This is a genomic window from Actinomadura sp. 3N508 (assembly GCF_044326375.1).
GTDB lineage: Bacteria > Actinomycetota > Actinomycetes > Streptosporangiales > Streptosporangiaceae > Spirillospora.
On sequence record NZ_JBIRAX010000006.1, the window covers coordinates 414,541 to 441,044 of the forward strand.

Genomic DNA, 26,504 nt, shown 5'->3' on the forward strand with positions numbered 1-26,504 from the left:
GCGCCGCGCGGGTGGGAGGCGGGGTGGGGTGTCAGACCCAGCCGATGTCGGAGGGCTGGGGGAAGCCCTGGTGCAGGATGCCGTAGCCGATGAGCATGACGATGGCGGGCGCGAACGTGGGGATGAGGACGCGGCCGAGGGTGGCGCGGGTGTGCAGGCCCCAGGCGGTGAAGGCGGCGGCGACGGCGAGTCCCATGAGGGCGGTTCCGCCTTCGAGTGAGTTGCTGGTCCAGGTGAACGCGACGCCGAGGGCCGGGAGGAGCGCGAGGCGGGTGGGCGGCGCGGGCCGGTGCGCGAGTGCGGCGGTGAGGGCGGCGACGACGAGGGCGGTTCCGGCGTACCAGAGGTAGTGGCCGACGACCTCGTCCCAGAGGTGGGCGACGTGGCCGGGGGCGTCGTTGCCGACGGAGTTGGCGGCGAGGTGGATGCCGTGGCCTTCGACGTAGGTGATGGCGCCGATGAGGTAGAGGGCCCAGGTGCGGCGTCCGGCGCGTGCGGTGTGGAGTGCGGCGGCGGCGGTGAGCAGGACGGCGTAGGGGGTGAGGATGTCGATCCAGTCGGCCCATCGGGTGCGGTCGACGGTGCCGAGTCCGGCGAGTCCGAAGCCGATGTGGTGGGTGAGGCCGTAGAGGATCGCGGTGGCGGCGAGCCAGCGCGCCGGGTGCCGCTCGCGGGTGCGGGGTGGGTGTGCGGGCGGGGTCGTCGCCGGTGGCGTGGGCGCGGCCGTGAAGGGCGTGGCCGTGGGTGTGCCGGGGGGTGTGTCCGGGGGTGTGGACGGTGTGGTCGTCATGGGCGCTCCCCGTGTCTTGGCGAGTGTCCATCTTGGCCTGGCCTGTGGGCGGTTGTCGTGCAGGGGCCGCGGGCGGGCGGGTCGGGTCCGGGATGCGCCTGCCAGGGGGCGCCGCTGAGAGGGGCGGCTCGGGTGGGGTCAGGCGGGTTGAAGGGTGCGGGCGAGGGTGTAGGCCTCGGTGAGGTCGGTGCCGCGGTAGTCGAGGGCGGCGATGTCGGCGAGGTGGTGGTCGGCGTTGACGGCGACGGTGTTGGTGAGGTGGCGGAACAGCGGCGCGTCGGACATGGAGTCGCCGTAGGCGGTGCATTGGGCGGGGGTGAGTCCGTGGCGGGCGCGCAGGTCCTCGGCGATGCGGACCTTGTCGGCGGGGGTGAGGACGCCGGCGGTGTCGAGGGTGCCGGTGAAGGGCATCGGGGGGAAGCGGGAGGCGATGACGTCGTCGAAGCCGAGGTCGAGGAGGTGGCGGGCGAAGAAGTCGGGCGACATGGTGATGACGGCGGAGTGCTCGCCGCGGGCGCGGATGTCGGCGCAGACGTCGGCGATGCCGGTGAGCCAGGTGGCGGCGGTGTAGGCGGTGGCGACGACGGCGGGGGTGAGGTGGCGCCAGAGCCGGTGGATCTCGGTGGAGAAGGCGCGGGTGTCGAGGTCGCCGGTGGCGAAGCGGGTCTCCAGGTCGTGGAGTTCGGTGAGGGTGCCGAGGTGGCGGGCGATTTCGAGGTTGGCGGTGGTGCCGGTCAGCAGGGTGCCGTCCATGTCGAAGATGTGCAGGTGTCCCACGGTTTCCGCAGTGTGGTGGACGGACGTCCCGTGGCGCCAGCCGTTTTTCGGGGGTGCTGGGGCGGGGTGGGGGCGGGGGTGGTCGTCAGTGGTCGTCGTGTGAGGGCCAGAGTGCGTAGGAGAGCAGGACGGCGGCCCAGATGCCGAGGGGTACGGCGGGCCAGTAGAAGGTCCACTCCCCTTCCCTGAGGGCGGACACGGCCCAGATGACGGTCATGATCGCGGCGCCGCCGGTCCAGTAGCCCCATTCGTCGTGCCAGGCGCGTTTGTCGGCGTGGGCCTTGGCGGTGCGGCGGGCGGTTTCGGCGCGGTCGCGGGCGGCCTGGGAGGGGGGCAGGTCGGCGGTGAGGCGGTGCAGGTCGCCGTGGGTGGTGGCGGCGAGGGCCTGGTCGAGGCGGCGGTGGTGTTCGGCGGGGTCGAGGGCGCCTTCGGCGAGGGCGTCGCCGAGCCGCTGGAGGGTGGCGTCGCGGTCGTGGTCGGCGGCACGGAGCCGGTCGTGGCCGGGGTTGGGTGGCCGGTCGTGCTGGTGGCTGGTGGGGTGTTCGAGCTGGTGGTCCATGGTGTGCCCTCTGGTGGTGGCGTGGTGCGCGCGCCGGTGGGTGTCGTGGCGCGGTGTCTTGGTTCCAGGGTGGCCCGATGCGGGGTGGTGGCGCTTCGTCCGGGGTGAGGATCCGGGTGTACATCGTTCGCAGGAGGCAGGGGCGGCCCTGCCGAAAGTCGGGGGTGGTGCCGGTCTTTCGGCGGATTCGCGGAGGGTTCGTTGTTTCTTAGCGTCGGGTTCATGGACGTGATGATGGGGCTGGTGGACACGGCGGTGACGTCGCCGTGGTTCTACGTGGCGTTGTTCGCCGTGGCGGTGCTGGACGGGTTCTTTCCGGTGGTGCCGAGCGAGAGCGTGGTGATCACGGGGGGCGTGTACGCGGCGTCCGGGGAGCCGGAGCTGGTGCTGGTGGTGGTGCTGGCGGCGTTGGGCGCGTTCGTCGGTGATCATGTGTCGTATCTGATCGGGCGGGGTTCGCGGGGGCGGGTGCTGCGGGCGATGCGGCCGGGGTCGCGGCGTCACGCGGCGTTCGGGTGGGCGCGGCGGACGCTGGCCGAGCGGGGCGGGCTGATCCTGGTCGTGGCGCGGTACGTGCCGGGCGGGCGGACGGCGGTGACGCTGACGATGGGCGCGGTGGGGTTCAGGGCGCGGTCGTTCGCGCTGTTCGCGGGGGTCGCGGCGGTGTCGTGGGGCCTGTACGGGGGGTTGCTGGGGTATGTCGGCGGGCACGCGTTCGAGGACCAGCCGCTGAAGGGCGTGGCGGTCGGGATCGGGCTGGCGCTGTCGGTGACGGCGGTGGTGGAGGGTGTCCGGTTCCTGCGCCGCCGCCGCGCCACGGCGGCGGCGGTGGCCGCGACGGGCGGATCCGCCGGCGGATGCGACGCGGACCCGTGTGAGGCGGGGGCCGGCGGCCGGGTGGGTCCGATGTCGGGAGTGTGATCGCCGGCCGGGTTCGCCATTGGTGGTGAGGTGGCCGGCAGGTGACTCTAGGGTGAACTTCAGCGGTCTGTGGAGTGTCTCAACAGTGTCGGGCAGGCCGCTTTTGAGCGTGAGGGAGAGCATGCGAGCGCCGGAATTCAGCGCCGATCTGTACCGCGAGATCACCGAGTTCGCCGGCGGGACCCCGTCGTGGGTGCATTCGGCGGCGGAGGTGGGGACCGACGGGGGCCTGCTGCTGTTCGCCGCGCTGTTCGTGGCGGGCTGGTGGCGGGCCCGGGGCCGGGACGCGCGGTCGATGGGGCTGGCGCTGGCGGCGCCGTTCGCGGTGGTGGCGGCGTATCTGGTGAGCGAGGTGTCCAAGACCTTCATCGAGGAGGAGCGTCCGTGCCGTGCGGTGGCGGGGGCGGTGCACATCGCGGCGTGCCCGTCGCCGGGTGACTGGTCGTTCCCGAGCAACCATTCGACGATCGCGGCGGCGTCGGCCGCGGCGATCGTGGTGGCGTGGCGTGCGCTGGCGCCGCTGGTGCTGCCGCTGGCGGCGCTGATGGCGTTCTCGCGGGTGTTCGTGGGGGTGCACTACCCGCATGACGTGGCCGCGGGGTTCCTCGTGGGGGTCGTGGTGGCGCCGGTGGTGGCGCTGGTGCTGGTGGCGGTGGCGCGGCGGCCGGTGGAGGCGCTGCGCGGTGTGGCGGCGGGCGCGGTGCTGCTGGGCGCGGGCCCGGCCGCGGCGCCGGGCGTTCCCGGCCCGGTCGCCGGTGCCGTCCCGCGGGGCGTGCCGGTGCAGGCGGGTGCGGGTGCGGTGCGGGCGCGCGGCGGGCCCGAGGCGGCGGTGCCGGTGCCTGCGGATGTGACGATGCCGGATGTGATGGGCGGCCTGACCCGCGGGCAGGGCCCACTCCCCTAGCCCGCGGCGCGGGCCGGGATGCGGGCGCGAGGCGCCGGGGGTCAGGTGCGTTCGTCGATGCCTTCGACGAGGCCGGCCTCGTAGGCGATGACGGCGGCCTGGACGCGGTTGCGGACGTCCAGCCGGGTGAGGATCGCGCTGACGTAGGCCTTGACGGTGCCCTCCACGACGTGGAGCCGCGCGGCGATCTCGGCGTTGGACAGGCCCGCGCCCAGCAGCGCCAGGACGTCGCGTTCGCGGGGGGTGAGCCCGGCGGTGCGGCGGCGGGCGCGGGCGCCGCCGGACAGGCGGCCGCCGCCGAGTTCGGTGATGACGCGGTGGGCGACCTTCGGGGACAGGTAGGCGGCGCCGCCGGCGACGGCGCGGACTCCGGCGATGAGCTCGAGGGGGTCGCCGGACTTGAGCAGGAAGCCGCCGGCGCCGCCGGACAGGGCGCGGGCGATGTACTCGTCCTCGCCGAAGGTGGTGAGCATGATGAGGGCGGTGCCGGGGGCGGCGCGGCGCAGTTCGGCGGCGGCGGCGAGGCCGTCCAGGCGGGGCATGCGGATGTCCAGGAGGGCGACGTCGGGGCGGTGCCGGAGGGTGAGGTCGATGGCCTCGCGGCCGTCGGCGGCCTCGGCGACCACGTCGATGCCGGGGTCGGCGGTCAGGATCGCGCGGACGCCCGCGCGGATCATGGCCTCGTCGTCGGCGAGCAGTACCCGGATCACTCGGCGCCCTTCCGCTGTTGTTGCTGGGCGCTGAGGCGCCCGGTGTCGTAGGAGTCCTTGCCGGTGAGCCGGCCGCCGGTGAAGCAGAGCCGGTAGTAGCGGTTGACGCCGATGAGGTTGGCGTCGGGCCGGTAGTAGCGGCAGTCGGCGTGCGGGGGTTCGGGGACGGTGGCCTTGACGACGCCCGAGCCCATCGCCTCCATGCGCGGCAGGGCGTCCTGGACGTCGGTCTGGGCGGCGCCGAGGCGCAGGGCGGCGTAGTCGGCGGGCGCGAGGACGGAGTTGAGGGTGGCGTAGATGTAGTAGCCGGTCATGACGGCGCCGAGGGCGGCCATGAGCGCGGCGGGGACGGCGATAGCGGTGATCAGGCCGCGGCGGACCTGGCGGCGTTCGCGGGCCAGGTGGCGGGCCGATTCGGAGGACCACTCCCCCGTGCCGGTCCGGGTGAGTCCGAGTGCGCCGCGCAGCGCCGCGCCCGCCGGTGCCGGCGCGGCGGCAAGGCCGGTGGGGGGCGTGGTGGGCAGGTCGGCGGTGACGGTGAAGCCGCCTTCGGGGGTGGGTGCGGCGTGGAGGGTTCCGCCGAGGAGGCGGGCGCGTTCGGCGAGCCCGGTCAGGCCATGCCCACCCGAAGGTGCACCGGCGGGCCCGCCGGAGGGCAGCAGGGGCGGTTCGCCGGGCGGCGGGTCGTTGGCGACCGTCACCGTGATCACCCCGCCGCCGGTGTCGGCGGAAGGTTCGTGGTGGGTGAGGCGGACGGTCACGGCGGCGCCGGGCGCGTGCTTGGCGGCGTTGGTGACGGCCTCCTGCACGACGCGGTGGGCGGCGAGCGCGACCATCGGCGGCAGATCGGCGGGCAGGCCGGAGCCGCCGGCGAGGTGGACGGGGACGCCGGAGGCGCGGGCCCGTGCGATGAGTTCGGGGATGCTCTCCCCGGCTGGCCGGACCGGCGCCGCACCGCCCGTCCCGTCCAGCGCGGCGGGTTCGGCGGTGGCGGGGGCGGTCTCCTCGCGCAGGACGCCGATGATCTCCCGGAGCTGCTCGGTCGCCTCGGCGGCGCCGGTGCGCAGCTGCGCGGCGGCGGCGCGGTGCCGGTCGCCGAGGCCGGGGTCGACCTGCAGGGCTCCGGCGCGGACGGCGATGAGGGCGAGTTCGTGGCCGAGGGAGTCGTGCATGTCCTGGGCGATGCGGGCGCGTTCGCGGAGCCGTTCGCGTTCGGCGATGATCCGCTGCTCGTGCTCGAGGCGTTCGGCGCGCTCCCAGCCGGCGTGCAGGAGTTCCTGGTACTGGCGCCAGTAGCGGCCGACGAGCCAGGGCAGGACGCCGAGCAGGACCAGCCAGACGGTGGAGGGGAACCAGGTGGTGACGTCCATGCCGCGGATCATGGCCAGCGCCGACCCGCACACGAACACGGCGGTGAACCCCCACAGCAGCGGCTGCGCGCGGGTGGTGCGCAGGCCGGTGAGGTAGGCCAGCACGGGCATCGCGAAGGTGAAGTTGCCGTGCAGGGCGATCAGCGCGATCGCGGTGAGCAGCGCGGCGGTCGGCCAGGCGCGGCACACGGCGATCGCGGCGGCCAGGACGCCGAGCCCCGCGATCTGCAGCCACCACGTCGCCCGGTGCGGCTCGGGCGGGGTGATGCCGCCGGTGGCGACCGGGAAGGCCAGGACCCCGTACAGGACGACGTCCTTGACCAGCGCGGACCGTGACGGCCGCCGGACCGCGCCGCGGACGGCGCGCCGCAGGTCGCCGGAGCGCGCGGAGCGCACCGCGCGGGCGGCACCGCCCGCGACGCGGCGGGCCGCGGGCGCGTTCCGGTCCGCATCGCGGGCGGTCGTGCCGGCGGGTGCGGGGGCGCCGGGGCGCGCGGGGTCGTGGACGGTGGTCGCCGGGACGTTCACGCGCTCCACGCTACAAGCCCGTCATCTGCACCGTTACTGACGAAAGTCAAGGAAACCGGACGGCCCCGCCCGGCCGTGCCGTGATCGCGGGTGGGGGCGCGGGTGGGGCCGCGGCTGAACTACGGTTGGCGCGTGACCGAGTCCCCGGCGCGTCCCGAGCGCCAGCGCACGCCCCCGGCGCGCGCCGCCCGTGCGGCGCCGCGGTGGGGGCGGTGGCCGCGCGGGCAGGTCGCCGACGCGGTGTTCGCGGTCGCGGCCATGGCCGCGACGCTGCTGATGAGCGTGCAGGCCGAGAAGCCCGAGGACCGCGCGCTGTGGCCCGGCGGGTTCGCGATCATCGTGGTGGCGACGCTGGCGCTGGCGGTGCGGCGCCGGTACCCGGTCGCGGTGCTGGTGGTCGCGACGATCGCGCCGCCGCTGTACTACCCGCTGGGCTATCCGGACGGGCCGATCGCGCTGGTGCTGTGGGTGGCGCTGTTCACCGCGGCGGTGGAGTGCGGGCTGGCGGTGGCGCTCGGCGCGGTGATCGTCGTCAACGCGGGGTTCCTGGTCGTGGCGGTGGCGCGCGGCGGGCGCGACGGCGGCGGGGGCGGCGGGGACCCGGAGGCGGTCGTGGACGCGCGGGGCGTGGCGTCGCTGTCGCTGGGGCTGCTGCTGGCGGTGGGGCTCGGGCTGCACGTGCGCAGCCGCCACGCCCGGGCCGAGGCCGCCGAGCGGCGCGCCATCGAGGCCGAGCGGACCCGCGAGGAGGAGGCGCGGCGCCGCGCGATCGCCGAGCGGCTGCGGATCGCGCGGGAGCTGCACGACGTCCTCGCACACCAGATCTCGCTGATCAACGTGCAGGCGGGTGCGGCACTGCACCGCCGCGACGACCATGACCGCGCCTATGCGGCGCTGGAGGCGATCAAGACGGCGAGCAAGGAGACGTTGCGGGAGCTGCGCGGGGTGCTGGGCGTGCTGCGGCAGGTCGACACCGACGGCGAACCGGGCGCGGGCGGGCCGGTGGCGCCGCAGCCGTCGCTGGCGCGGGTGGTGGAGCTGCTGGAGCAGACCGCGGCGGCCGGGTTGACCGTCCGCCGCGCCGGCGACCTCGCCCCCGCCACCGCCCCCGCTGACGCCTCCGGCGGGGACGCGGCCGAGCCCGCGGCGGCGGACCGGAGTGTGGCGGCGCTGGCGGCGCTGGCTGAGCTGCCCGCGCCGGTCGGGCTGGCCGGGTACCGGATCGTGCAGGAGGCGCTGACCAACACCGTCCGGCACGCGGGCGCCGCGACGGTGACCGTGGAGGTGCGCCGCGTCCCGGGCGCGGTGATCGTGCAGATCGACGACGACGGCTCCGGACCCGCCGGCCCCGCCGAACCCGGCGGGAACGGGCTGCGCGGCATGCGTGAGCGGGCCGCGTCCGTCGGCGGGGAGATGACGGCGGGACCGGGCCCGGCGGGCGGGTTCCGGGTGTGGGCGCGGCTGCCGCTGGGCGTGCCCGGCGAGGAGCGGGAGCACAGAGAGGGGATCGCGTGATCCGGGTGATGCTGGCCGATGACCAGACGCTGGTGCGGGCGGGGTTCCGCTCGATCCTGGAGGGCGAGGACGACATCGAGATCGTCGCCGAGGCCGGGGACGGGGAGCAGGCGGTGCGCGGCGCGGGCGAGCTGCTGCCCGACGTGGTGCTGATGGACATCCGGATGCCCGTGCTGGACGGGCTGGAGGCCACCCGCCGGATCATGTCCGACCCGCGGCTGGAGGCCGTCCGTGTCGTGATCTTGACGACGTTCGACCTGGACGACTACGTCTACGGCGCGATCAAGGCCGGGGCCAGCGGGTTCCTGGTCAAGGACACCGAGCCGCCCGAGCTGATCCACGGGGTGCGGGTGGTGGCGCGCGGGGACGCGCTGCTGGCGCCGACGGTGACGCGGCGGCTGATCGCCGAGTTCGCGTCCCGGATCAACGCGCCGCCGCCCGCCGTCGAGCTGAACTCCCTCACCGACCGGGAGCGGGAGGTGCTGGAGCTGGTCGCGGCGGGCCTGTCGAACGAGGAGATCGCCGGGCGGCTGGTGCTGTCCCCCGCCACCGCCAAGACCCACGTCAGCCGGATCCTGGCCAAGCTCGGCGCGCGGGACCGGGCGCAGCTGGTGGTGCTGGCCTACGAGACGGGCATGATCCGTCCCGGATGGCTCGGCTGACCGGCCCCGTAAGGGTGGAGGTGCAACCGGGCCGGTCACGGCGGTGTTGAACGGATGTGACGGTTACGGACGAAGCCCTGCACCACCACGCCGGAACAGGCCCGGACGGTCCCGGCGGCGCGAACGGCGGCGCGAACGCCGACGCGGCGGCCGCGCGGGTCGTCGCGGCGCTGGCGCGGGACCTGGACACCGGGTTCGAGGCCCTCTACGAGGCCTACCGGGGCGCGGTGTTCTCCACCGCGCTGCGGCTGTGCGGGCGGTGGGCCGAGGCGGAGGACCTGTCCGCCGAGGCGTTCCTGCGCGCCTACCGGGCGCTGTGCGGGTACGGCCCCGACCGCATCGCGGCGCTGCGGCCCCGGGCGTGGCTGCTGACGATCCTGACGAACGTGTGGCGCAACGGCCTGCGCAGCGCGGCGCGGCGCCCGCCGCCGGGACCGCCGATCGAGGACGCGCCCGACCCGCCCGACCCGGGCGAGGGCGTGGAGGACGCCGCCGCCCGCCACGAGACCGGCCGCGAGCTGGCCGGGCTGCTCGCCGAGCTCCCGCCCGCCCAGCGCGCCGCGGTCGTGCTCCGGCACGTCACCGACCTGCCCGTCGCGGAGATCTCGGCCGTGCTCGGCGTCCCGGAGGGCACCGTCAAATCGCACATCTCCCGCGGCCTGGCGCGGCTGCGCCGCCTGCGCGAAGGCCACGATCCGCAGCACCCCGACCAGCGAGGGGGTACCCGATGAACCGCACCGATCCCGCCCACGGCGCACCCGCCCACGGCCTGGCCGGGGAACTGGCCGGGCTGGCCGCCGACGCACCCGCGTCCCTGCTGGACCGCGTCGCCGCGCGCCGCGTCCACGTCCCCGGGCCGCTGGAGGGCCTCCAGGTCGCCTTCACCGACCACGGCGTCGCCTACCTGCGCGCCGGGCTCGACGACGAGGAGTTCACCGCCGCGTTCCGCGCCCGGTTCGCGCGGCCGCTGCTGCCCGCCGACCGTCCACCCGCCGGGCTCGTGCCCGCGCTGCGCACCGGCACGCTCGGCGGGCTGCGGCTGGACCTGCGCGGCCTGTCGGAGTTCGAGGCCGCCGTGCTGCGCGCCGCCGCGCGGATCCCGCGCGGGCAGACCCGCCCGTACGCGTGGGTGGCGCGGGCGGCGGGGCGTCCCAAGGCGGTCCGGGCGGTCGGGTCGGCGCTGGGCCGCAACCCCGTCCCGCTGCTGATCCCCTGCCACCGCGTCACCCGCTCGGACGGCACGCTCGGCGACTACGTGTTCGGCGCGGACGCCAAGGAGCGGCTGCTGCGCGCCGAGGACGTCGACGTGCGGGAGGCCGCCGACCTGGCCCGCCGCGGCGTGCGGCTGGTCGGCAGCGACACCACCGGCATCGTGTGCTACCCCACCTGCGGCGACGCGCGGCGGATCACGCCCGCGCACCGGCGCGGGTTCCGGGACCTGGCCGCCGCGCAGGCCGCCGGGTACCGGCCGTGCCGGCACTGCCGCCCCGGCGGCCCCGACCCCGCCTGACCCGTCCGCCCCGCCCGGGGGGCATAGATCGGCGGGAGGCGGGAATGGGCCGGGTCCCGTCCATCCGCGGGGACGGGACCCGCGGGGCGGCTCGATGACGGGGCACGACGAGGGGGAGGCCGCCATGCGCGTCGTCGTCACCGGCGCCACCGGCAACATCGGAACCAGCACGGTCCGGGCGCTGGCCGCGGACCCGGCGATCACCGCCGTCACCGGTCTCGCGCGCCGCGATCCCGGCCGCGCCGCCGTCCCCGACGAGGGCGGCGGGAAGGTCGAATGGGCCGAGGCCGACGTCACCGACACCGACCTTGTCCCGCTGATGCGCGGCGCCGACGCCGTGGTGCACCTGGCGTGGCTGTTCCAGCCGACCCACCGCCCCGCGGTGACGTGGGACGCCAACGCCGTCGGCACCGCCCGCGTGTTCGACGCCGCCGCCCGCGCCGGGGTGCCCGCGCTGGTGTACTCCTCCTCGGTCGGCGCGTACTCGCCCGGCCCCAAGGACCGGCCGGTCGACGAGTCCTGGCCCACGCACGGGTGGCCCGGCGCCGCCTACAGCCGCGAGAAGGCCTACGCCGAGCGGCTCCTGGACACCTTCGAGGCCGCGCATCCCGGCCGGCGCGTGGTGCGGATCCGGCCGGGGTTCGTGTTCGAGCGGCAGTCCGCGGCCGAGCAGCGGCGGCTGTTCGCCGGGCCGCTGCTGCCCGGCCGGCTCGCCCGCCCGGGCCTGATCCCCGCCGTCCCGGACCTGCCCGGCCTGCGGCTGCAGGCGCTGCACTCCGCCGACGCGGGCGAGGCGTTCCGGCTCGCCGTCACCGGCGGTGTCTCCGGGGACGCGCGCGGCGCGTTCAACATCGCCGCCGGGCCCGTCCTGGACGCGGCCGAGCTCGCCGGCATCCTCGGCGCCCGGACCGTCCGGGTCCCGGCGCGCGGGGTGCGGGCGGCGCTGGCGGCGGCGTGGCGGCTGCATCTGGTGCCCGCCTCCCCCGGCCTGCTGGACCTGGCGCTGCAGATCCCGCTCATGGACGTCTCCCGGGCCCGCGACGAGCTCGGCTGGACGCCCCGCCACACCGCCCGCGAGGCCATCACCGAGTTCCTGGACGGGCTGCGCACCGGCGCAGGCCGCGGCACCCCGCCGCTGTCGCCCGGGACCGGCGGCCCGGCACGCGCCCGCGAGTTCGTCACCGGCATCGGCCGCAAACCCTGACCCGCCACCCGCCCGCCGTCCGCATCTGGAGGTCACCTCATGCCGACGATCACCTCGGAGCATCTGCACGCCCTGCTGGCCTCCGCCCACCGCGACGCCGCGCTCGTCGTCGTGGCGGGGAAGGCCGCCGTCGTCCCCGCCGACCCCGGCCGCAGCGACGGGCCCGAAGAGGCCCTGGTCATCACCACCCGCAACGCGGTGATCGCCGAACTGGACACCGGCGCCAACGACGAGCAGATCGAAAGCCTCGCCCAGCGCCTGGACGTCGCCCTGGACAGCCTCGGCGGCTGACCGCCGGGTCACGGCGGACGGCGGGGCCGTGCGGCGCGGGTCAGCCGTGCAGGGCGACGTAAGGCGCCAGGGTCAGCAGGCTCACCACCAGCGCGCCCGTCAGCGCCCGCGCCGGGACCGCGCGGGCGATCACCCACCCCAGCAGCACCCCCGCCAGCTCCGGGACGCCCACCACCGCGACCAGCGGCCAGTCGACCGCGCCCGCCGCCGCGTACCCGGCCGTTCCCACCCCGGCGATCACCACCGACTGCGCCTGCGCGGCCGCCAGCGCCGACAGCACCGGGACGCCCAGCACCACCAGCAGCGGCACGCACAGCATCGGCCCGCCGACGCCGAACATGCCGCCCACCGCCGCCACGCCCGCGCCCGCCGCCACCACCGTCCGCCCGCGCAGCCCGCCCTCCCCCGGACCCGCCTCCCTACCGGATGGGCGGCGCAGCACCAGCACCGCGACCAGCGCGATCAGCGCCCCCAGCAGCATCCCGAACACCCGGCCCGTCACCAGGCCGTTCACCAGCACCCCCAGCGGCGTGCCCGCCACCGCGCCGCCGGCCAGCAGCACCGCCGCCCGCCGCGTCCCCGGCTCGCGCAGCTCCCCCGACCGGGTGTAGACGGCGGCGCCGAGCGCTCCCGTGGCGACATTGGTGGCCAGCGCCGTTCCCGCGACCTCCGCGGGCGACAGGGCCGTGACGGCGAACAGGCCCGCCGTGGCCAGCACCCCGCCCGGCCCGACCGCGGCGATCCCGGCCCCGGCGACCAGCCCCACCAGCGCCAGCGCCACGACCGCGAGCGGATCCAGCCCCGCCATCACCGCGCCGGCGTGCCCGGCGCGAACACCGCGATCATCGAGCCCCTGGTCATCGCCGCGCACGCTACACCACCCTCCCGCGGCGGGGCGGCGGGGCCCGGGCGGCTCACGGGGTGACGGGGACCTCGACGTAGCCGGCGGCGCCGTGGCGCAGTGCCGCGCGGCCGGCGGTGGCCTGGGCCGTCCACGCCTCGAAGTCGTCCAGGTCCGTCAGGGGCACCGGCACGTCGGCCTCGACGCGCCGCCCGTAGCGGACGTCGCCGGGGCGGACGCCGCGGGCGTGCAGGTCGCCCAGGAACCGTCCCGCCAGCGCGTGCTCCACCGCGACGGTGACCGTCACCACCGGGCGCAGCTCCACCACCCCGACCGCGTCGATCGTGTCGGCGACCGCCTGCCCGTAGGCGCGGACCAGGCCGCCCGCGCCGAGCCTCACCCCGCCGAAGTAGCGGGTGACGACCGCGACGGTGCCGGTCAGGCCGCGCCGCACCAGCACCTCCAGCATCGGGATCCCGGCGGTGCCCGCGGGCTCGCCGTCGTCGCTGCTGCGGGTGAACTCGCCGTGCTCGCCGACCACGTAGGCGGTGCAGTTGTGGGTGGCGTCGCGGTGCGCGCGGCGGTGCTCGTCCAGGAACCGTGCCGCCTCGTCCTGCCCGGCGGCGCGGGCGAGGGTGCAGACGAACCGCGAGCGGCGGATCTCCAGCTCGCGGGACCCCGCCTGTCTGATCGTGCGCATGGCCGCACCGAGTCTACGGCGTGCGCCCGCGGCCGGCGGCGCACCGCGGCGGGGTTTGCGGCGGGCGCCGGCGGGCAGCGCGCAGGGATGGGCATGCTGGACGAGCTGTACCGGCGGTGGCTGTTCGAGGTGTGGACCGGCGACTACGCCGTCGCCGGGGAGATCCTCACGCCGGGGTTCACCGGGCACTGGCCGAACCTGGAGGTGCACGGCCCGGCCGAGGCCGCCGAACAGGTCCGCCGCTCGCACGCGTCCTTCGGCGGTGTCCGCACCTCCCTGGACGCCGGGCCGGTCGTCGGCGACGGGATGGTCGCCGCCGGGTGGACCTTCCACGGCGAGTACCTGGGCGGCATCCCCGGCGCCACCGCCGCGCCGGGCACCCCGGTGTCGTTCCGCGGGCAGGACATCTTCCGCGCGGAGGAGGGCCGGTTCGCCGAGTACTGGGTGGTGTCGGATGCGCTGGGCCTGATGGCCACCCTCGGCGCCGTCCGCTGACCGCACCCCGCCGGGCCGCCGCGGGCCGGGCCGGGCGGGTGGGGCGGGTCAGATCAGGTCGATGAGGTCGGCGATGGACGGGACGACGCGGTGCGGCCGGAACGGGAACCGGGCGATCTCGTCCTTGCCGGTCACGCCGGTCAGCACCAGGATCGTCTCCAGGCCCGCCTCGACGCCGGCGACGATGTCGGTGTCCATCCGGTCGCCGACCATCGCGGTCCGCTCGCTGTGCCCGCCGACCACGTTCAGCGCCGTCCGCATCATCAGCGGGTTGGGCTTGCCGACGAAGTAGGGCTCCACCTTCGTCGCGCGGGTGATCATCGCGGCGACCGCGCCGCACGCGGGCAGCGACCCCTCCGGGGACGGTCCGATCGGGTCGGGGTTGGTCGCCACGAACCGCGCGCCGCCCTCGATCAGCCGGATCGCGCGGGTGATCTGGGAGAAGCTGTAGGTGCGGGTCTCGCCGAGCACGACGTAGTCGGGGTCGATGTCGGTCAGCACGAAGTCCGACTCGTGCAGCGCCGTCGTCAGCCCCGCCTCCCCGATCACGTAGGCCGAGCCTTCGGGCCGCTGGTCGGCGAGGAACTTCGCGGTCGCCAGCGCCGAGGTCCAGATCGCCTCGGCCGGGACGCGCAGCCCGGCCGCGGCGAGCCGCGCCGACAGGTCCCGGCGGGTGTAGATCGAGTTGTTGGTCAGGACCAGGAACGGCTTGCCGGACGCCGACAGCCGCCGGATGAACTCCTCGGCGCCGGGCACGGGACGTCCCTCGTGCACCAGGACGCCGTCCATGTCCGACAGCCAGTAGTCGATGGGCCCGCGCTCGCTCATGCCCCCATTGTCGCAGGCGGGGATCTTCGTCCCGACCGCCCCGCCCCCCCGCTCCCGGCCGCGCCGGGCGCGGCCGGTGGCGTCCGCGCGGTCGGCGGGCGACGCGGAAACGGGGCGTCCCGGGGACCATGCCCCGGGACGCCCCGCTGCGCTGTGTCGCCGGTCCCGGCGGATCCGGCGTCCGCGCCGCCGCCGGTCCGCCGCGCGGGCTCAGACGTTGACGCCGAAGTCGGACGCGATGCCCGACAGGCCGGAGGCGTACCCCTGGCCGACCGCGCGGAACTTCCACTCCGCGCCGCTGCGGTACAGCTCGCCGAACACCATCGCGGTCTCGGTCGAGGCGTCCTCCGACAGGTCGTAGCGCGCGATCTCGGCGTTGTCGGCCTGGTTCACCACGCGGATGAAGGCGTTGCGGACCTGCCCGAAGTTCTGCTGGCGGCCGTCGGCGTCGTAGATCGACACCGGGAAGACGATCTTGGCGACGTCGGCCGGGACGGTCGACAGGTTCACCTTGATCTGCTCGTCGTCGCCCTCGCCCTCACCGGTGAGGTTGTCGCCGGTGTGCTCGACCGAGCCGTCGGGGCTCTTGAGGTTGTTGAAGAACACGAAGTGCTGGTCCGACAGCACCTTGCTCTCCGCCGAGCACACCAGAGCGCTGGCGTCCAGGTCGAAGTCGGTCCCGGTCGTGGTCCGAACATCCCAGCCCAGACCGACCACGACGGCGGTCAGTCCTGGAGCCTCCTTGGTCAGCGAGACGTTGCCGCCCTTGCTCAGACTGACTCCCACTGTGTCTACCTCCGTATCGGCCCGCGCGGGCCCGTTGTCACCCGCGCGTGTTCGTCTGTCTAACGAGAACGGTAGCCACCTTGCGCGGGTTCCCCCGCCTCCTTGGCAAACTCACGGCGTGGCGTGCGGTTTCTTCCCCGGCCGGCGGGGCCGGGGCCGCCTGTCGCCCGTCCGGTAGGCGTCCGGGCGGGCGACGGGAGAGCGATCGGCGGGCGCCGGCGGAGCACGGGTGGGGCGCCGGCGGGGTGTCAGGGGGTGGTGAGGAACGCGGCCGGGGCGGTGAGCGGGGCGGGCAGCTCGAACGCGGCGGCCAGCGCGCCCGCGCGGGGGGCCAGCTCGTCGCAGGCGCGGCGGTCCAGCAGGTTCAGGGCGTGCAGGCCCAGCACGGGCGCCAGCTCCCCCGGCCCCGACCCGGCCGCGGCGGCGAGGATCTCCAGGACGGTCCGGTCGGCGCAGGCGGCGGCGGTCCGCGCCGCGAGGACGAGGTTGCCGTTCCACGCGGTGAACGGGTCGGCGCCGCCGCCGGTGGCGGAGGCGACCCGGGCGGCGAGCCGGTCGCGCATGCGCCGCTCGGCGTCGCGGGCCAGGAACAGCCACACGGCCGGGGAGTGCAGGTCGCCGCCGTCGGGCGGGCCCGCGCCCGGGTCGGGCGGGGTGTAGCGGTCCAGGTCGGCCATCGCGCGGGCGGTGTCGTAGAGGATCAGCTCGTTGTCGCCGCCGGCGTTCATGTAGGCGTGCGCCAGGCCCCGGTAGGCGTTGAGGCGCTCGACGGCGGCGAAGCCGGGCGCGCCGCTGTGCACCCGGCACGCCGACACCGTCTCCTGCGCCTGGACGGTCGCGGCGGCCTTCAGCAGCGCCAGGTCCCGGTCGACCGCCGACCACGGCGCCCACGCCGTCCGCGGCCCGCCGGCCGTGCCGCCGCCGGGCGCGTCGGCGGCGGTGCGGGCGGTCTTGACGTGCTGCGCGACGGCGGTGAGCGCGTACCCGGCGGCGAGCGCGCCGAGCACCGCCTCCTGCTGGTTGCGGTAGTCGGTCAGCGGGCGGCGCGGCGCCAGCCGCCCGAGGGTGGTCCGGCCGGCCGAGTGCGCCAGCAGCGTGCCCGCCGACGCGCGGGTGATCGCCGCCGACGCGGAGATCACCGCCCGCCACACCGCGGGGGCGATGCCCATCGAGCGGGTCAGCCGCGCCGCCGGCGACCCGGCCGGGTCGTGGAAGGTGCCGTCGGCGGCGATGGACGCGCCGTCGCGCAGCCACGCCCCGTAGGGCACGGTCAGGTCGTCCAGGAGGACGGCGGCGTAGTCGACCTGCAGCCCGGTCGTCTCCGGCGCGTCGACGACCCGCACGCCCGGCGCGGCCTCGCCGCCGGGTCCCCGCAGCGGCACGGCGAACACGAACACGCCGCGTTCGGCGCCGCCGTGGACGAGGGTGGCGTAGACGGCGGCGGTCTTGGGGAGGTGCGGGTGCGCGGTGCTGGTGGGGAATTTCGCGGCCCGCACGTCCGGGGTGCTGAGCACGAACCCGCCCGAGGCGGGGTCGTGGCGGGCGATGGTGCGGGGCGACAGGTGGCTGTTGCTGCGGCCCACCTCGGTCATCAGCAGCGTCCCGAAGGAGTCCATCGAGGCGAGCGCGTCGTGCGCGTCCCGCACCCCCCGCTCCCCCGGGCCCGCGTCCTCGGTGAGCTGCGCGGCGCCGAACCGCAGGATCGGGCCGAGCGCCAGGGTGTAGTGCAGCAGCATCACGTGGAACAGCGCCGGGTCGGCGATCGCGGCACGTTCCAGCAGCGCGCACAGCGCCGCCGGGTCGGCCAGCAGCTCGGCCGCGGGCGGCGCGGCCAGGCCCGCGCGGCGCAGCCGGTCGTAGGTGAGCGCCTGGTGGTCGCGGGCGGTGAGCCCGCCGGGGTAGGTGAAGAACTCCTCCGGGACGGCCTCGGCGATCCGCGTGCGGGTCTTGGGGTCCAGGGACGGGCCGCGCACGAAGCCGAGCAGGCCCTCGTCGGGGACGGCGGCGGTGAAGGTTTCCACGGCGGTAGATCCTTTCCTCGGGCCGTTCACGGGCGTGTTCGCAGGGGCCGTTCGCGGGGACGGGCCCGGCGGGCCGGCCGTCACGGGCGGGCGGAGGAGTCGGCCTTGCCGCCGCGCCCGCCGCCGGACCCGCCGTCGCCGCCGGGGCGGTCGCGGTCCGGGCGGTCGTCGGGGCGCTCGCGCAGCGGGGTCAGGGTCCGCGCGCCGGGCAGGGTCAGCCGCGCGCACCGGCACAGCGCGTTCCCGGCGCCGGCCTCGGCGAACACGCTCGCGCCCGCGGCGTGCACGGCGCGCAGCGCCGCCGGCAGCCGCACCGGCTTGACGATGCAGTCGGCCAGCGCGCGGTGCAGGTCGTCGCCGTCGTGGTAGGCGCGTCCCCGCACCGGGGAGTGCACCGGCAGCTCCAGCCTGCGCTGCGGGTAGCGGCGGATCATCGCGTACCACTCGTCGTCGGCGCCGGCCATGGCGGGATGGTGCGAGAGGTAGGGGACGGCGAGCCGCACGGCCCGCACGCCCCGGCGGCGGGCCGCGTCCAGGACCCGCTCCAGGGGCGCGGCCGGTCCGGCGATGACCGTCGCCGACGGCGCGTTCACCGACGCGACCACGACCTGCGGTTCGGCGGCGGCGCCGATGACGGCGCGGGCGCCGTCGGGGCCGTCCTCGCCGGTCTCCAGCAGCCCCATGCCGCCGCCGCGGCCGCGGCGCGCCAGCACCCCGACGAGGCTGACGGCCATCCGGGCGCCGTCGGCGATCGCGAACGCGCCCGCGGCGACCAGCGCGGCGATCTCCCCGAAGCTCTGCCCGACCGCGTAGGCGGGCTGGACGCCGCGGGCGCGCAGCGCCCGGTCGACGGCGACGGAGGCGGCGTAGCCGGCCAGCTGCGCGACGCCGGGCGTGCGCGCCGCCGCCCGGTACCCGGCGGGGTCGTCGAGCAGGATGGCGCGCATCGAGGGCCAGCGGGTGCGGGGCAGGCCCTCCTGGACCGCGTCGAGCACGTCGGCGACGGCGCGCGCGGTGCCGTGCCCGGCCTGGGCGAGGGCGGGCAGGTCGGGGGGCCCGGCCGAGCCGGTTCCGGCGAACAGGAAGGCGCAGGCGTCGTCGGGCTTGAGTTCCTCGGCCGGATGGGGATCAGAGAACACCGGGGTCTCCTTACCTCGAAGGAAAGGTTCTCGTCTCTATTCGGATAAAGGCTGCATAGCTTGCAGGTATGGAACACAGGCCCTGAAATGGGATTATTCACTCGTGGGATCGGTCTGGCAACCGTCGGTGGTGTGCGCACGTCACGCGCCCGCGGCGGCGCGGCCGGATCGGCGGCCCGGCAGGCCGGGCCGACCATCGACCACCGGCGGCGACGCCGGTCGAGGGGAGCGCGAGATGATCCGGGCCGAGCAGCACCCGCACCATTACCGGACCCATTTCGGACCGTCTGACGATGGGAAAATGGGATGGTCGATATGGGGCACGGGGGCATATCTGCCCGACCGTAAGGTGCCCAGCGAGGAGGTGTCGCGCGCGCTGGGCCTGGACCCGTCCTGGATCGAGCGGCGCACCGGCATCCGGCAGCGGCACGTCGCCGCGCCCGCGCAGGCCGCCTCCGACCTGGCCGCGGCCGCCGCCGACCGGGCACTGCGCGCGGCGGGCGTGACCGCCGCCGACATCGGCCTGATCGTGCTCGGCACCTCCACCCCCGACGAGCTCGGCCCCTCCACCGCCTGCCGCGTGCAGGCGCTGCTGGGCGCCGCCCGCGCGGCCGCGTTCGACGTCGCCGCCGCCTGCACCGGGTTCGTCTACGGGCTGCAGGCCGCCGTCGGGTGGCTCGCCGCCCAGCGCGGCCCCGCCCCGTACGCGCTGGTGATCGGCGTCGAGGTGTACTCCCGCTTCCTCGACCCCGGCGACCGGGCGACCGCCGCGCTGTTCGGGGACGGCGCCGCCGCCGCGGTGATCGGGCCCGCCGCCGGCCCCTACGGGTTCGGCCCGGTCACGCTCGGGTCGGACGGCACCCGCGCCGGCGACGTGCTCATCCCCGCGGGCGGCAGCCGCTCCCCCGCCGGCGCCGGCACCCTCGCCGGGCTCGGGCACACCATCCGCATGGACGCGCGGGCCGTGCGCGAGTTCATCGGCGAGATCTTCCCGCGGCTGGTCGCCGAGGCATGCGAGGGCGCCGGGGTCAAGCCCGCGGACCTGGCGCTGGTCGTCCCGCACCAGCCCAACCCGCGGCTGGTCGCCTCGCTGGCCCCCGCCGCCGGGCTGGAGGAGACGCAGCTGGCGATCGCCGGGCACGACGTCGGCAACATCGGCGCCGCCAGCCTCCCCTACGCCCTGCACCGCGCCGTCCGGACCCGCCGGATCGCGGCCGGCGACCTGGTCCTGCTCGCCGGTTTCGGCGCCGGCGTCACCTGGGGGCACACCCTCATCGCCTGGCCGCCACCGTCCCGCTGACCCGCCGACCCGCGGCTGCGAGCATGCCTTGCAAGTTATATGCGTAAGGAGTTATGTTCGTGGTGTGAGCCGTGCGGGCGCGCCCCCGCCCGCACGGCCGGTGAACGGAGAGCGCGAACCGGGAAGGGCAGGCGACCCATGACCACCGACGGCACCCCCGACGGCACGGCCACGCACAGCGGCGGGCGCACGCTGCTGCGGTTCGAGCGCCGCCTGCGCCACCCGCCCGAGCGGGTCTGGCGGGCCCTGACCGATCCCGCCGAGCTGTCGGCGTGGCTCGCCGACGCCGACCTGGAGCCCGCGGCCGGCGGGAAGTTCGAGCTGCGCTGGCTCAACGCCGCCGACCCCGCCGAGCAGGCCGTGGCGCGCGGCACCGTCACCGCGTTCGACCCGCCGCGGCTGCTGGAGCTGGACTCCGACCTGCACGGCGTCCTGCGCTGGGAGCTGGCCCCCGCGCCGGAGGGCACGCATCTGGTGTTCACCAGCGACGTCCGGCTGCCGGGCGAGTACCTCGTCCAGACCATGGCGGGCTGGCACGTGCACCTGGACTACCTCGACGAGGCCCTGGACGGCGCCGCCGTCGACTGGGCGAACTGGACGACCGCGCGCTGGCAGGTCCACCACGACCGCTACGCCGCCCGGCTCGGCGCGCTGGAGGCCGTGCGCGGCCTGTACCGGGCGATCCTGGAGGGCTGGAACGCCCGCGACGGCGGCGCGTTCGCCGCCCCGTTCCGCGAGGACGGCGTCTGCATCGGGTTCGACGGCAGCCTGCACACCGGCCGCGCGGAGATCGCCGCGCGGATGGCGGAGGTCTTCGCGCACCACTCCACCGCCCGCTATGTCGCCGCGGTCCGCGACGTGCGGCTGGTGGGCCCCGGCGCCGCGGTGCTGCACGCCGTCGCCGGGATGGTCCCGCCCGGCGCCTCCGACCTCAACCCCGGCGCCAACGCCGTGCAGACCATCACCGCGGCGCAGCTCATGGGCGAATGGCGCGTCGTGCTGTTCCAGAGCACGCCCGCCGCCTACCACGGCCGCCCGGAGGAGGCGGCGGCGCTGACGGCCGAGCTGCGCGCCCTGATCCCGCAGGACCCGCCACCGGCTCCGTGAGAACGGCACGCCACGGCAGAGGACCCCCGACCCGACGGCCCGGGGGTCCTCTGCCGTGGCGTGGCGCGGGGTCAGCGGCCAAGGACGCGGCTCAGCGACCGCAGCGTCGCGCGGGACTCGGCGCGCCGGTCCCACGCGACGGCGGCGAACACCACCGCGAACGCGGCGGGCAGCAGCGCCCACGCCGGCTCCAGCACCAGCAGCTGGGTGAGGACGGCGCCGCCCATCAGCCCGATCAGCCCGGCGGCGGCGAGCCCGGCCAGCCGCGGCACGACCAGCCCGATCGCGCCGGCGGCCTCGACGGCGCCGGTCACGTACCGCAGCCACTGTCCCCAGCCGATCTCGGTGAAGGTCTTCACGGCGTCGGCCTGCCCGGCGAACTTGGGCAGCGCGGAGGCGAAGAACAGGAACGCCGCCAGGAGGATCTGCAGCGCCCACAGCACCTTGCGCAGGACGGGACGTCCCCCGGCAGACGCAGCGGCGGCGGCGGCGGTGGTGGTGGTCTGGGTGAGGGTGTGGGTGGCGGTCATGGGGGTGGTCCTTCCGTGCGGTGTCTCATCGGCCTTTCACTGACGCGTCGCACGGACCGGCCCCGGATCGACATCCCGCCCCGATTTTCTTCAAGATTTTTCCGCCGCTCGTATCAGTGCAGGTCAGAGGCGGTCACCAGGGGGATAGGACCAGCGCCTGGACGGCCAGCGCCGTCGCCGCCTGCGCCGCCAGCCACGCCCGGGCCGGGGGCCGGTGCAGCGCCGCGGCGAGGGTGAGCCAGGCGGCGAACGGCACCCAGATCCGCTCGACCTCGCCGCGGGTGACGCCGGAGGCGTCCAGGGCGAGCACGCCCAGCAGCGCCGCGCCCGCGAGCGCCGCGACCCGGGCCGCCGGATCGGCGGCCCGCGCCCGGGCGGCGCGGCGCAGGGCCGCTGCCGCGCGCGGCAGCGCGTGCGCGGCCGCCGGGCCGGTCAGCAGCCCCAGCACCGCCAGGTTCGCGGCGGCGAAGTAGGCGTAGGAGCGCTGCGCGGACCCGCGGCTGATCAGGTAGGTGTCCAGGGTGGTGCGGACACCGTCCGGCCACCAGAACCCCAGCAGCGTGAACACCGCCGGGACCACCACCAGCCCCGCCGCGACCGCGGCCACGATGACCGCGCGCGGACGGGTCAGCGCCGCCACCGCCAGCGGCACCGCGAACAGCGGCAGCAGCCCGTAGCTCAGGTAGGGCAGGCAGCCCAGCAGCACCCCGCCCGCCACCGCCACCGCGCCCCCGGCCCCCGTCCGGCGGGCGGCGATCGCAAGCAGCGCCGTGCCCCACGCGCCCACGGCCAGGAACAGCGCGTCCATCGCGGTCGCGATCCACAGCGCGAGCGGCGCCAGGACCAGGAACGGCACCGCCGCCCGCGCGGCCCGCTCCCCCGCCACGCCCCGCACGGTCACCGCGATCGCGGCGGCCGAGGACGTGCCCGCCGCGACGATGAACGCCGCCGCCCAGCCCGTGCCGCCGAGGCCCGCCTCCTCCAGCGCCCACAGCACCAGCATCGGCAGCGGCGGATGCCCCCGCACGTGCGTGGTGTAGCCGCCGAGCCGCTCGGTGAAGGTGTCCAGCCAGGTCAGGGGGTCGGGCCGCAGCTGCGCCAGCCCGGCGGGGTATTCGGTGGGCGCGTCGAGGGGGCGGGTGAGGGCGTCCCAGCCGTCGGAGGCGGCGAGCGTGACCGTCCACGCCGCCGCGAACGCCCACGCGGCGGGGAGCAGCGCCCGCCACGGCAGCCGCGCCGCCAGCATCGGCAGCGCCGCGACCGCGGCGGCGGCGACCGCGGCGGCCGGCAGCAGCCGCCAGGTCGGCGGCCAGGCGCGGGCGCGGGCGTGCAGCGGCGGCAGCGGGTCCTCGGTGGCGAGCCCGGCGCGGCGCAGGTACCAGCCGGCCGCGAACGCCGCCGCGATGCCCGCCGCCCACACCGCGACCGCGAACCACCCCCGCCGCGCGTCCCGCCGGTCCCCGCGCGCCGCCGCGCCGGTGTGTTCGCGCGCGCCGGTGAGGGTCACGACCGCCCCTCCCGGCCCGCGCGGCGGGCGGTGCGCGCGCGGGCCGCGACGGCCACCGCCGCCACGACGGTGATCACCGCCAGGACGATCGCGAGGTTGCGGCCGTAGGGCAGCGGCAGCCGGGACGGCTCGTCCGCGCGGCGCCCGTACCCCAGGACCAGCGGCAGCGCGACCGCGCACACGCAGCCCGCGACGATCAGCGCCGCCCGCACGATCCGGCGGTGGGCGGCGGGCACCCGGCCCGTCGCGGCCCCGGCCGCCAGCACCAGCGGGACCAGCACCCCGTCGTGCAGGACCGCCGCGCCCGCGAACCACCCCGCCCACACGGCCAGGTCGGCGGGCGCGAGGTGGACGGCGACGCCGCGCACGCCGATCACGATCAGCACCGCCCCCGCCCCGTAGGCGACGATCCTCACAGGACCACCAGCCGGTGCACCCATTTGGTCTGCAGGACCCCGGGCCGGTTCGGCGCGATCAGGCGGCACGGGTGCCCGTGGTCGAGGTCGAGCGGCTCGCCGTTCAGCTCCAGGGCCAGGAGGGTGAGCGGGTCGTGCCAGTGCCCGGGGTCGAGGAGGGAGGTGCGGTAGAGCCCGGAGGCCTGCAGCGACTCCACCCGCACCCGCGCGGTGCCGGCGGCGCCGGCCAGGGCGAGCAGGTCCCGCAGCCGCACGCCGCGCCAGTCGGCGCCGGCGCTCCACCCCTCCACGCACGCGATCGGCAGCCGCGCCGCGTGCTGCGGAAGGGCGCGCAGGCCGTCCAGGGAGACGACGACGTCGCGGCGGACGGCGCCGGTGACCGTCAGCCGCCATCGCGGGTCGCGGGCGGCGGCGCTCACCCCGGCGGCGGCCGCAGACTTGTTGACCGGCAGGCCCTGCGACCCGGTCCCGGGGCGGCGCGGCGCCAGCACCGCCAGCCGCGCCAGCGGCGCGAACGCCTCCCCGACCGTGACGGCGGTGATCACGCCGCTCGCGCCGGCGACGGAGAGCAGGAACGCGCGGCGCCCGACGGCGTCCTGCGGGCGGGTCATCACCGTGCGCCGCACCTTGGACCATTCGTCGGCGGCGTGGATCAGCAGCGCCCCGGCGACGATGTAGGCGGTCCAGTAGTGCGCGGTGGTGAACAGGAACGGGAACGCATACCAGTAGCCGATGTTCAGCACCCCGGTCACGAACTGGAACAGCGCCCCGCCGACCAGCACGAACACCAGCAGCCGCCGCAGCCCGTGCGCGGCGGAGCGGACCGGCGGCCACTGCCACAGCCTCGGGTAGACGGTCCAGAGCTTGGCCAGCAGCAGCGGCACGGTCGCCAGCCCGCCGATGACGTGGACGCCCTGCGTCACCCGGTACAGGTTCACCGGCCGCGAGGGCCACCGCGCCCAGCCGGGCGGGTGCTGCATGAAGTGGGAGATCAGCCCGGTCGCGAACGCCGACAGGACGCTGACGCCCAGCGCCATGCCCAGCCACGCCGTGACCCGCTCGTCGTGCAGCCGGCTGGTGAAGCGCCCCGGCAGGCGTGTCAGCGCCGCGGGGACAGCGCGACGAACCATCGGCCCGCCTCCTCCCACGTCTCGGTGACGGCCGCGCCGCACGCCGCGGCGAGCGCGGCGGCGGCGTCGGCGGACACGTGCGCCCACGCGAACCACTCGCCGACCGCGCGGCCCGACCGCAGCCGCAGCGGCTCGGCGCGGGACGCGGCGCCGGGCGGGTCGACCTCGGCCAGGACCCGCCCGCCGGGCGCCGGAAGCGAAAGGACGCGGCGCAGCAGCGCGGCCGGGTCGCCGCCGATGCCGATGTTGCCGTCGGCCAGCAGCACGGTGCGCCAGCATCCGGTGCCGGGGACGCGGCCGAACACGTCCCGGCACAGCGCCGGCGCGCCCGCCTGGCGGGTCAGCGCGACGGCGGCGGGCGCGAGGTCGATGCCCAGCACCGGGACGCCGCGGCGGGCGAGCGCGGCGGTGAGGCGGCCGGGCCCGGACCCGACGTCCAGGGTCGCGCCCGCGCAGCGGGCCAGCAGCCCGCCGTCGCCGGGCCGGGCGGCGAGCCAGTCCTGGACGGGCAGCGGGCGGCGGCGCCCGTCGGCGTGCTCGATCTCCACGGGCCCGCCGCCGCGCAGCGCGTCCTCGTACAGTTCGCCGATCATGCCGGGACGGTCCTGACGCCGAGTGCCCGCACCGCCGCCGCGAACCGGCCGGAGGGCGCGGCGGCGGCGACGGCCGCGGCGTCGGCGGGGGTGTCGACGTCGGTGAGCCTGGGCAGGTGCGCGATCCGCAGCCCGGCGGCGCGCAGCCGCGCCAGCTGCGCCGCGCCGGTCCCGGGCCGCGACATCGGCACGCCGCGCAGCAGCGCCGGGTCGGGGCGCCGCAGCCCGAGCAGCCAGAACCCGCCGTCGGCGGCGGGGCCGAACACCGCTTGGTGCCGCGCCAGCGCCCGCCCGGCGGCGGTGAGCAGCGCGGGGGTGACCTGCGGGGTGTCCATGCCGATCAGCACCAGCGGCCGGCCGTCGTAGGCGTGGTAGGCGTCGGTGAACGCGGCGGCCAGGCGCTCGTCCAGGCCGCCGCCGCGCTGGGCGGTGACGGTGAACCCGGCGGGCAGCCACGGCCCGGGCGTCCCGTCGAGGACGAGGGTGCGGCGCCCGGCCGGGGCGGCGGCGACGGCGGTGAGGGTGTCGCGCAGCGCGGCCTCGGCGAGCACGGCGGCCTCGGCGGGGGTGTAGGCGGGTGTCAGGCGGGTCTTGACGCGCCCGGGCACCGGCTCCTTGGCGATCACGATCAGATCGGCGACCGGGCCGGCGTCCGGGTCGGCGTGCTGGCCGCTCATCGCGCGACCTCCGAGAGGACGCGGCGCATGTCGCGGACGGCGCGGACCGTCCCGCCGAGCGTGCCGGTGACCTTCGAGGCGCCGGTGCGGGGACGGTAGGCGACGTCGATCTCCCCGATCCGCCAGCCGGCGCGGGCGGCGCGCAGCACCATCTCCAGGGGGTAGCCGAACCGGCGGTCGGTCAGCCCGAGCGCGAGGAGCGCGTCGCGGCGGGCGGCGCGCATCGGCCCGAGGTCGTGCAGCCGGGTCCCGGCGCGCCGGTTCAGCGACCGGGCCAGGACGGCGTTGCCGAGCCGCGCGTGCGGCGGCCACGCGCCCCGCCCCGACGGCCGCCGCCGCCCCAGCACCAGCCCCGGAACGCCCTGCGCTCCCGGGCCGGGCGGGCCGGCGGTGTGGAGGGCGTCGAGCGCTGCGGCCAGGCGCGGCAGCTCGGCCGGGTCCAGTGACGCGTCGGCGTCCATCACGCAGACGACGTCGGTGCGGGCGGCCAGCAGCCCCCGGTGGCAGGCGGCGCCGAAGCCGCGCTCGGGCGCGTGCACGACGCGCGCGCCGTGGTCGGCGGCGACGCGCGCGGAGCCGTCGGTGGAGGCGTTGTCGACCACCAGCGGGCGGAACCCGGCGGGCATCCGGGACAGCACCCAGGGCAGCGCCTCGGCCTCGTCGAGGCACGGGAGAACCACATCGATCACACCA

At 76.8% G+C, this 26,504-nt stretch carries 29 protein-coding genes; 11 read left to right on the forward strand and 18 right to left on the reverse strand.

The genetic code is table 11. The features are described from left to right. Window positions 1–31: 31 nt before the first annotated feature. The 3 genes from ACH34S_RS23725 to ACH34S_RS23735 all read right to left on the reverse strand — a co-directional run bounded on the left by ACH34S_RS23725 (window position 32) and on the right by ACH34S_RS23735 (window position 2,126). On the reverse strand, window positions 32–790 hold the full coding sequence (locus ACH34S_RS23725) for a hypothetical protein (RefSeq protein ID WP_395954954.1): 759 nt from the start codon (window positions 788–790) through the stop codon (window positions 32–34). 138 nt (window positions 791–928) lie between these two features. Then, window positions 929–1,567, reverse strand: a complete 639-nt coding sequence (locus tag ACH34S_RS23730; protein ID WP_395954955.1) for an HAD family hydrolase — start codon at window positions 1,565–1,567, stop codon at window positions 929–931. 85 nt (window positions 1,568–1,652) lie between these two features. Next, entirely contained in the window at window positions 1,653–2,126 is a 474-nt protein-coding gene (locus ACH34S_RS23735; RefSeq protein WP_395954956.1) for a DUF1707 domain-containing protein, read from the reverse strand. A gap of 222 nt (window positions 2,127–2,348) precedes the next feature. Here ACH34S_RS23735 and ACH34S_RS23740 point away from each other — a divergent pair, with 222 nt between their 5' ends. Both ACH34S_RS23740 and ACH34S_RS23745 read left to right on the forward strand, forming a co-directional pair. Further along, window positions 2,349–3,047 carry a DedA family protein gene (locus ACH34S_RS23740; RefSeq protein WP_395954957.1) on the forward strand — a complete coding sequence of 233 codons (699 nt, stop codon included), beginning with the start codon at window positions 2,349–2,351 and terminating at the stop codon, window positions 3,045–3,047. Between the two features lie 121 nt (window positions 3,048–3,168). Continuing rightward, complete coding sequence (locus tag ACH34S_RS23745) at window positions 3,169–3,951, forward strand: phosphatase PAP2 family protein (RefSeq protein ID WP_395954958.1); 783 nt, start codon at window positions 3,169–3,171, stop codon at window positions 3,949–3,951. A gap of 41 nt (window positions 3,952–3,992) precedes the next feature. Here the strand turns inward: ACH34S_RS23745 and ACH34S_RS23750 are convergent, their stop codons facing one another. Beyond that, on the reverse strand, window positions 3,993–4,661 hold the full coding sequence (locus ACH34S_RS23750) for a response regulator (RefSeq protein WP_395954959.1): 669 nt from the start codon (window positions 4,659–4,661) through the stop codon (window positions 3,993–3,995). Beyond that, the gene (locus ACH34S_RS23755; protein WP_395954960.1) at window positions 4,658–6,559 is read right to left on the reverse strand and encodes a histidine kinase; all 1,902 of its coding nucleotides are present in this window, start codon (window positions 6,557–6,559) and stop codon (window positions 4,658–4,660) included. Before ACH34S_RS23755 ends, ACH34S_RS23750 begins: the two co-directional genes overlap by 4 nt. A 132-nt stretch (window positions 6,560–6,691) precedes the next feature. Here ACH34S_RS23755 and ACH34S_RS23760 point away from each other — a divergent pair, with 132 nt between their 5' ends. From ACH34S_RS23760 to ACH34S_RS23785, 6 genes are all read left to right on the forward strand, one after another. After that, a complete protein-coding gene (locus tag ACH34S_RS23760; RefSeq protein WP_395954961.1) occupies window positions 6,692–8,074 on the forward strand; it encodes a sensor histidine kinase in 1,383 nt (460 codons plus the stop codon). Continuing rightward, window positions 8,071–8,736 carry a response regulator gene (locus ACH34S_RS23765; protein ID WP_395954962.1) on the forward strand — a complete coding sequence of 222 codons (666 nt, stop codon included), beginning with the start codon at window positions 8,071–8,073 and terminating at the stop codon, window positions 8,734–8,736. The genes ACH34S_RS23760 and ACH34S_RS23765 overlap by 4 nt, the downstream gene beginning before the upstream one ends. A 56-nt stretch (window positions 8,737–8,792) precedes the next feature. After that, window positions 8,793–9,467: an RNA polymerase sigma factor gene (locus tag ACH34S_RS23770; protein WP_395954963.1), complete on the forward strand. Its 675-nt coding sequence runs from the start codon at window positions 8,793–8,795 to the stop codon at window positions 9,465–9,467. Beyond that, window positions 9,464–10,246 carry a methylated-DNA--[protein]-cysteine S-methyltransferase gene (locus ACH34S_RS23775; protein WP_395954964.1) on the forward strand — a complete coding sequence of 261 codons (783 nt, stop codon included), beginning with the start codon at window positions 9,464–9,466 and terminating at the stop codon, window positions 10,244–10,246. The genes ACH34S_RS23770 and ACH34S_RS23775 overlap by 4 nt, the downstream gene beginning before the upstream one ends. A gap of 94 nt (window positions 10,247–10,340) precedes the next feature. Further along, window positions 10,341–11,450 carry an NAD-dependent epimerase/dehydratase family protein gene (locus tag ACH34S_RS23780; protein WP_395954965.1) on the forward strand — a complete coding sequence of 370 codons (1,110 nt, stop codon included), beginning with the start codon at window positions 10,341–10,343 and terminating at the stop codon, window positions 11,448–11,450. A gap of 39 nt (window positions 11,451–11,489) precedes the next feature. Beyond that, complete coding sequence (locus ACH34S_RS23785) at window positions 11,490–11,741, forward strand: hypothetical protein (protein WP_395954966.1); 252 nt, start codon at window positions 11,490–11,492, stop codon at window positions 11,739–11,741. Between the two features lie 40 nt (window positions 11,742–11,781). Here the strand turns inward: ACH34S_RS23785 and ACH34S_RS23790 are convergent, their stop codons facing one another. Further along, a complete protein-coding gene (locus ACH34S_RS23790; protein WP_395954967.1) occupies window positions 11,782–12,612 on the reverse strand; it encodes a TSUP family transporter in 831 nt (276 codons plus the stop codon). A 43-nt stretch (window positions 12,613–12,655) separates the two neighbouring features. Beyond that, window positions 12,656–13,282 carry an IMPACT family protein gene (locus ACH34S_RS23795; protein ID WP_395954968.1) on the reverse strand — a complete coding sequence of 209 codons (627 nt, stop codon included), beginning with the start codon at window positions 13,280–13,282 and terminating at the stop codon, window positions 12,656–12,658. 93 nt (window positions 13,283–13,375) lie between these two features. Here ACH34S_RS23795 and ACH34S_RS23800 point away from each other — a divergent pair, with 93 nt between their 5' ends. Beyond that, the gene (locus ACH34S_RS23800; protein WP_395954969.1) at window positions 13,376–13,777 is read left to right on the forward strand and encodes an ester cyclase; all 402 of its coding nucleotides are present in this window, start codon (window positions 13,376–13,378) and stop codon (window positions 13,775–13,777) included. A 48-nt stretch (window positions 13,778–13,825) separates the two neighbouring features. On the opposite strand, the gene ACH34S_RS23805 is transcribed toward ACH34S_RS23800, so the two are convergent. The 4 genes from ACH34S_RS23805 to ACH34S_RS23820 all read right to left on the reverse strand — a co-directional run bounded on the left by ACH34S_RS23805 (window position 13,826) and on the right by ACH34S_RS23820 (window position 18,551). Next, window positions 13,826–14,605 carry an HAD-IIA family hydrolase gene (locus ACH34S_RS23805; RefSeq protein WP_395954970.1) on the reverse strand — a complete coding sequence of 260 codons (780 nt, stop codon included), beginning with the start codon at window positions 14,603–14,605 and terminating at the stop codon, window positions 13,826–13,828. A gap of 210 nt (window positions 14,606–14,815) precedes the next feature. Further along, a complete protein-coding gene (locus ACH34S_RS23810) occupies window positions 14,816–15,391 on the reverse strand; it encodes a TerD family protein (protein WP_395954971.1) in 576 nt (191 codons plus the stop codon). A gap of 248 nt (window positions 15,392–15,639) precedes the next feature. Next, window positions 15,640–17,412 carry a hypothetical protein gene (locus tag ACH34S_RS23815; protein WP_395954972.1) on the reverse strand — a complete coding sequence of 591 codons (1,773 nt, stop codon included), beginning with the start codon at window positions 17,410–17,412 and terminating at the stop codon, window positions 15,640–15,642. A gap of 80 nt (window positions 17,413–17,492) precedes the next feature. Next, window positions 17,493–18,551, reverse strand: coding sequence for an acyltransferase domain-containing protein (locus ACH34S_RS23820; RefSeq protein WP_395954973.1), 1,059 nt, complete (start codon window positions 18,549–18,551; stop codon window positions 17,493–17,495). 301 nt (window positions 18,552–18,852) lie between these two features. Here ACH34S_RS23820 and ACH34S_RS23825 point away from each other — a divergent pair, with 301 nt between their 5' ends. Both ACH34S_RS23825 and ACH34S_RS23830 read left to right on the forward strand, forming a co-directional pair. After that, the gene (locus ACH34S_RS23825) at window positions 18,853–19,851 is read left to right on the forward strand and encodes a 3-oxoacyl-ACP synthase III family protein (protein ID WP_395954974.1); all 999 of its coding nucleotides are present in this window, start codon (window positions 18,853–18,855) and stop codon (window positions 19,849–19,851) included. A gap of 138 nt (window positions 19,852–19,989) precedes the next feature. After that, window positions 19,990–20,958 (forward strand): SgcJ/EcaC family oxidoreductase, encoded by a 969-nt coding sequence (locus tag ACH34S_RS23830; RefSeq protein WP_395954975.1) that lies wholly within the window; start codon window positions 19,990–19,992, stop codon window positions 20,956–20,958. A gap of 71 nt (window positions 20,959–21,029) precedes the next feature. Here ACH34S_RS23830 and ACH34S_RS23835 read toward each other — a convergent pair whose 3' ends face one another. From ACH34S_RS23835 to ACH34S_RS23865, 7 genes are all read right to left on the reverse strand, one after another. After that, complete coding sequence (locus ACH34S_RS23835) at window positions 21,030–21,488, reverse strand: DoxX family protein (protein ID WP_395954976.1); 459 nt, start codon at window positions 21,486–21,488, stop codon at window positions 21,030–21,032. 133 nt (window positions 21,489–21,621) lie between these two features. Then, window positions 21,622–22,995, reverse strand: coding sequence for a hypothetical protein (locus ACH34S_RS23840; protein ID WP_395954978.1), 1,374 nt, complete (start codon window positions 22,993–22,995; stop codon window positions 21,622–21,624). Next, entirely contained in the window at window positions 22,992–23,411 is a 420-nt protein-coding gene (locus tag ACH34S_RS23845) for a hypothetical protein (protein ID WP_395954979.1), read from the reverse strand. The genes ACH34S_RS23840 and ACH34S_RS23845 overlap by 4 nt, the downstream gene beginning before the upstream one ends. Then, the gene (locus ACH34S_RS23850; RefSeq protein ID WP_395954980.1) at window positions 23,408–24,541 is read right to left on the reverse strand and encodes a molybdopterin-dependent oxidoreductase; all 1,134 of its coding nucleotides are present in this window, start codon (window positions 24,539–24,541) and stop codon (window positions 23,408–23,410) included. The genes ACH34S_RS23845 and ACH34S_RS23850 overlap by 4 nt, the downstream gene beginning before the upstream one ends. Further along, the gene (locus ACH34S_RS23855) at window positions 24,511–25,134 is read right to left on the reverse strand and encodes a class I SAM-dependent methyltransferase (RefSeq protein ID WP_395954981.1); all 624 of its coding nucleotides are present in this window, start codon (window positions 25,132–25,134) and stop codon (window positions 24,511–24,513) included. The genes ACH34S_RS23850 and ACH34S_RS23855 overlap by 31 nt, the downstream gene beginning before the upstream one ends. Further along, entirely contained in the window at window positions 25,131–25,811 is a 681-nt protein-coding gene (locus ACH34S_RS23860; protein WP_395954982.1) for a TIGR04282 family arsenosugar biosynthesis glycosyltransferase, read from the reverse strand. Before ACH34S_RS23860 ends, ACH34S_RS23855 begins: the two co-directional genes overlap by 4 nt. Further along, the gene (locus tag ACH34S_RS23865) at window positions 25,808–26,500 is read right to left on the reverse strand and encodes a glycosyltransferase family 2 protein (protein ID WP_395954983.1); all 693 of its coding nucleotides are present in this window, start codon (window positions 26,498–26,500) and stop codon (window positions 25,808–25,810) included. The genes ACH34S_RS23860 and ACH34S_RS23865 overlap by 4 nt, the downstream gene beginning before the upstream one ends. Window positions 26,501–26,504: the final 4 nt, after the last annotated feature.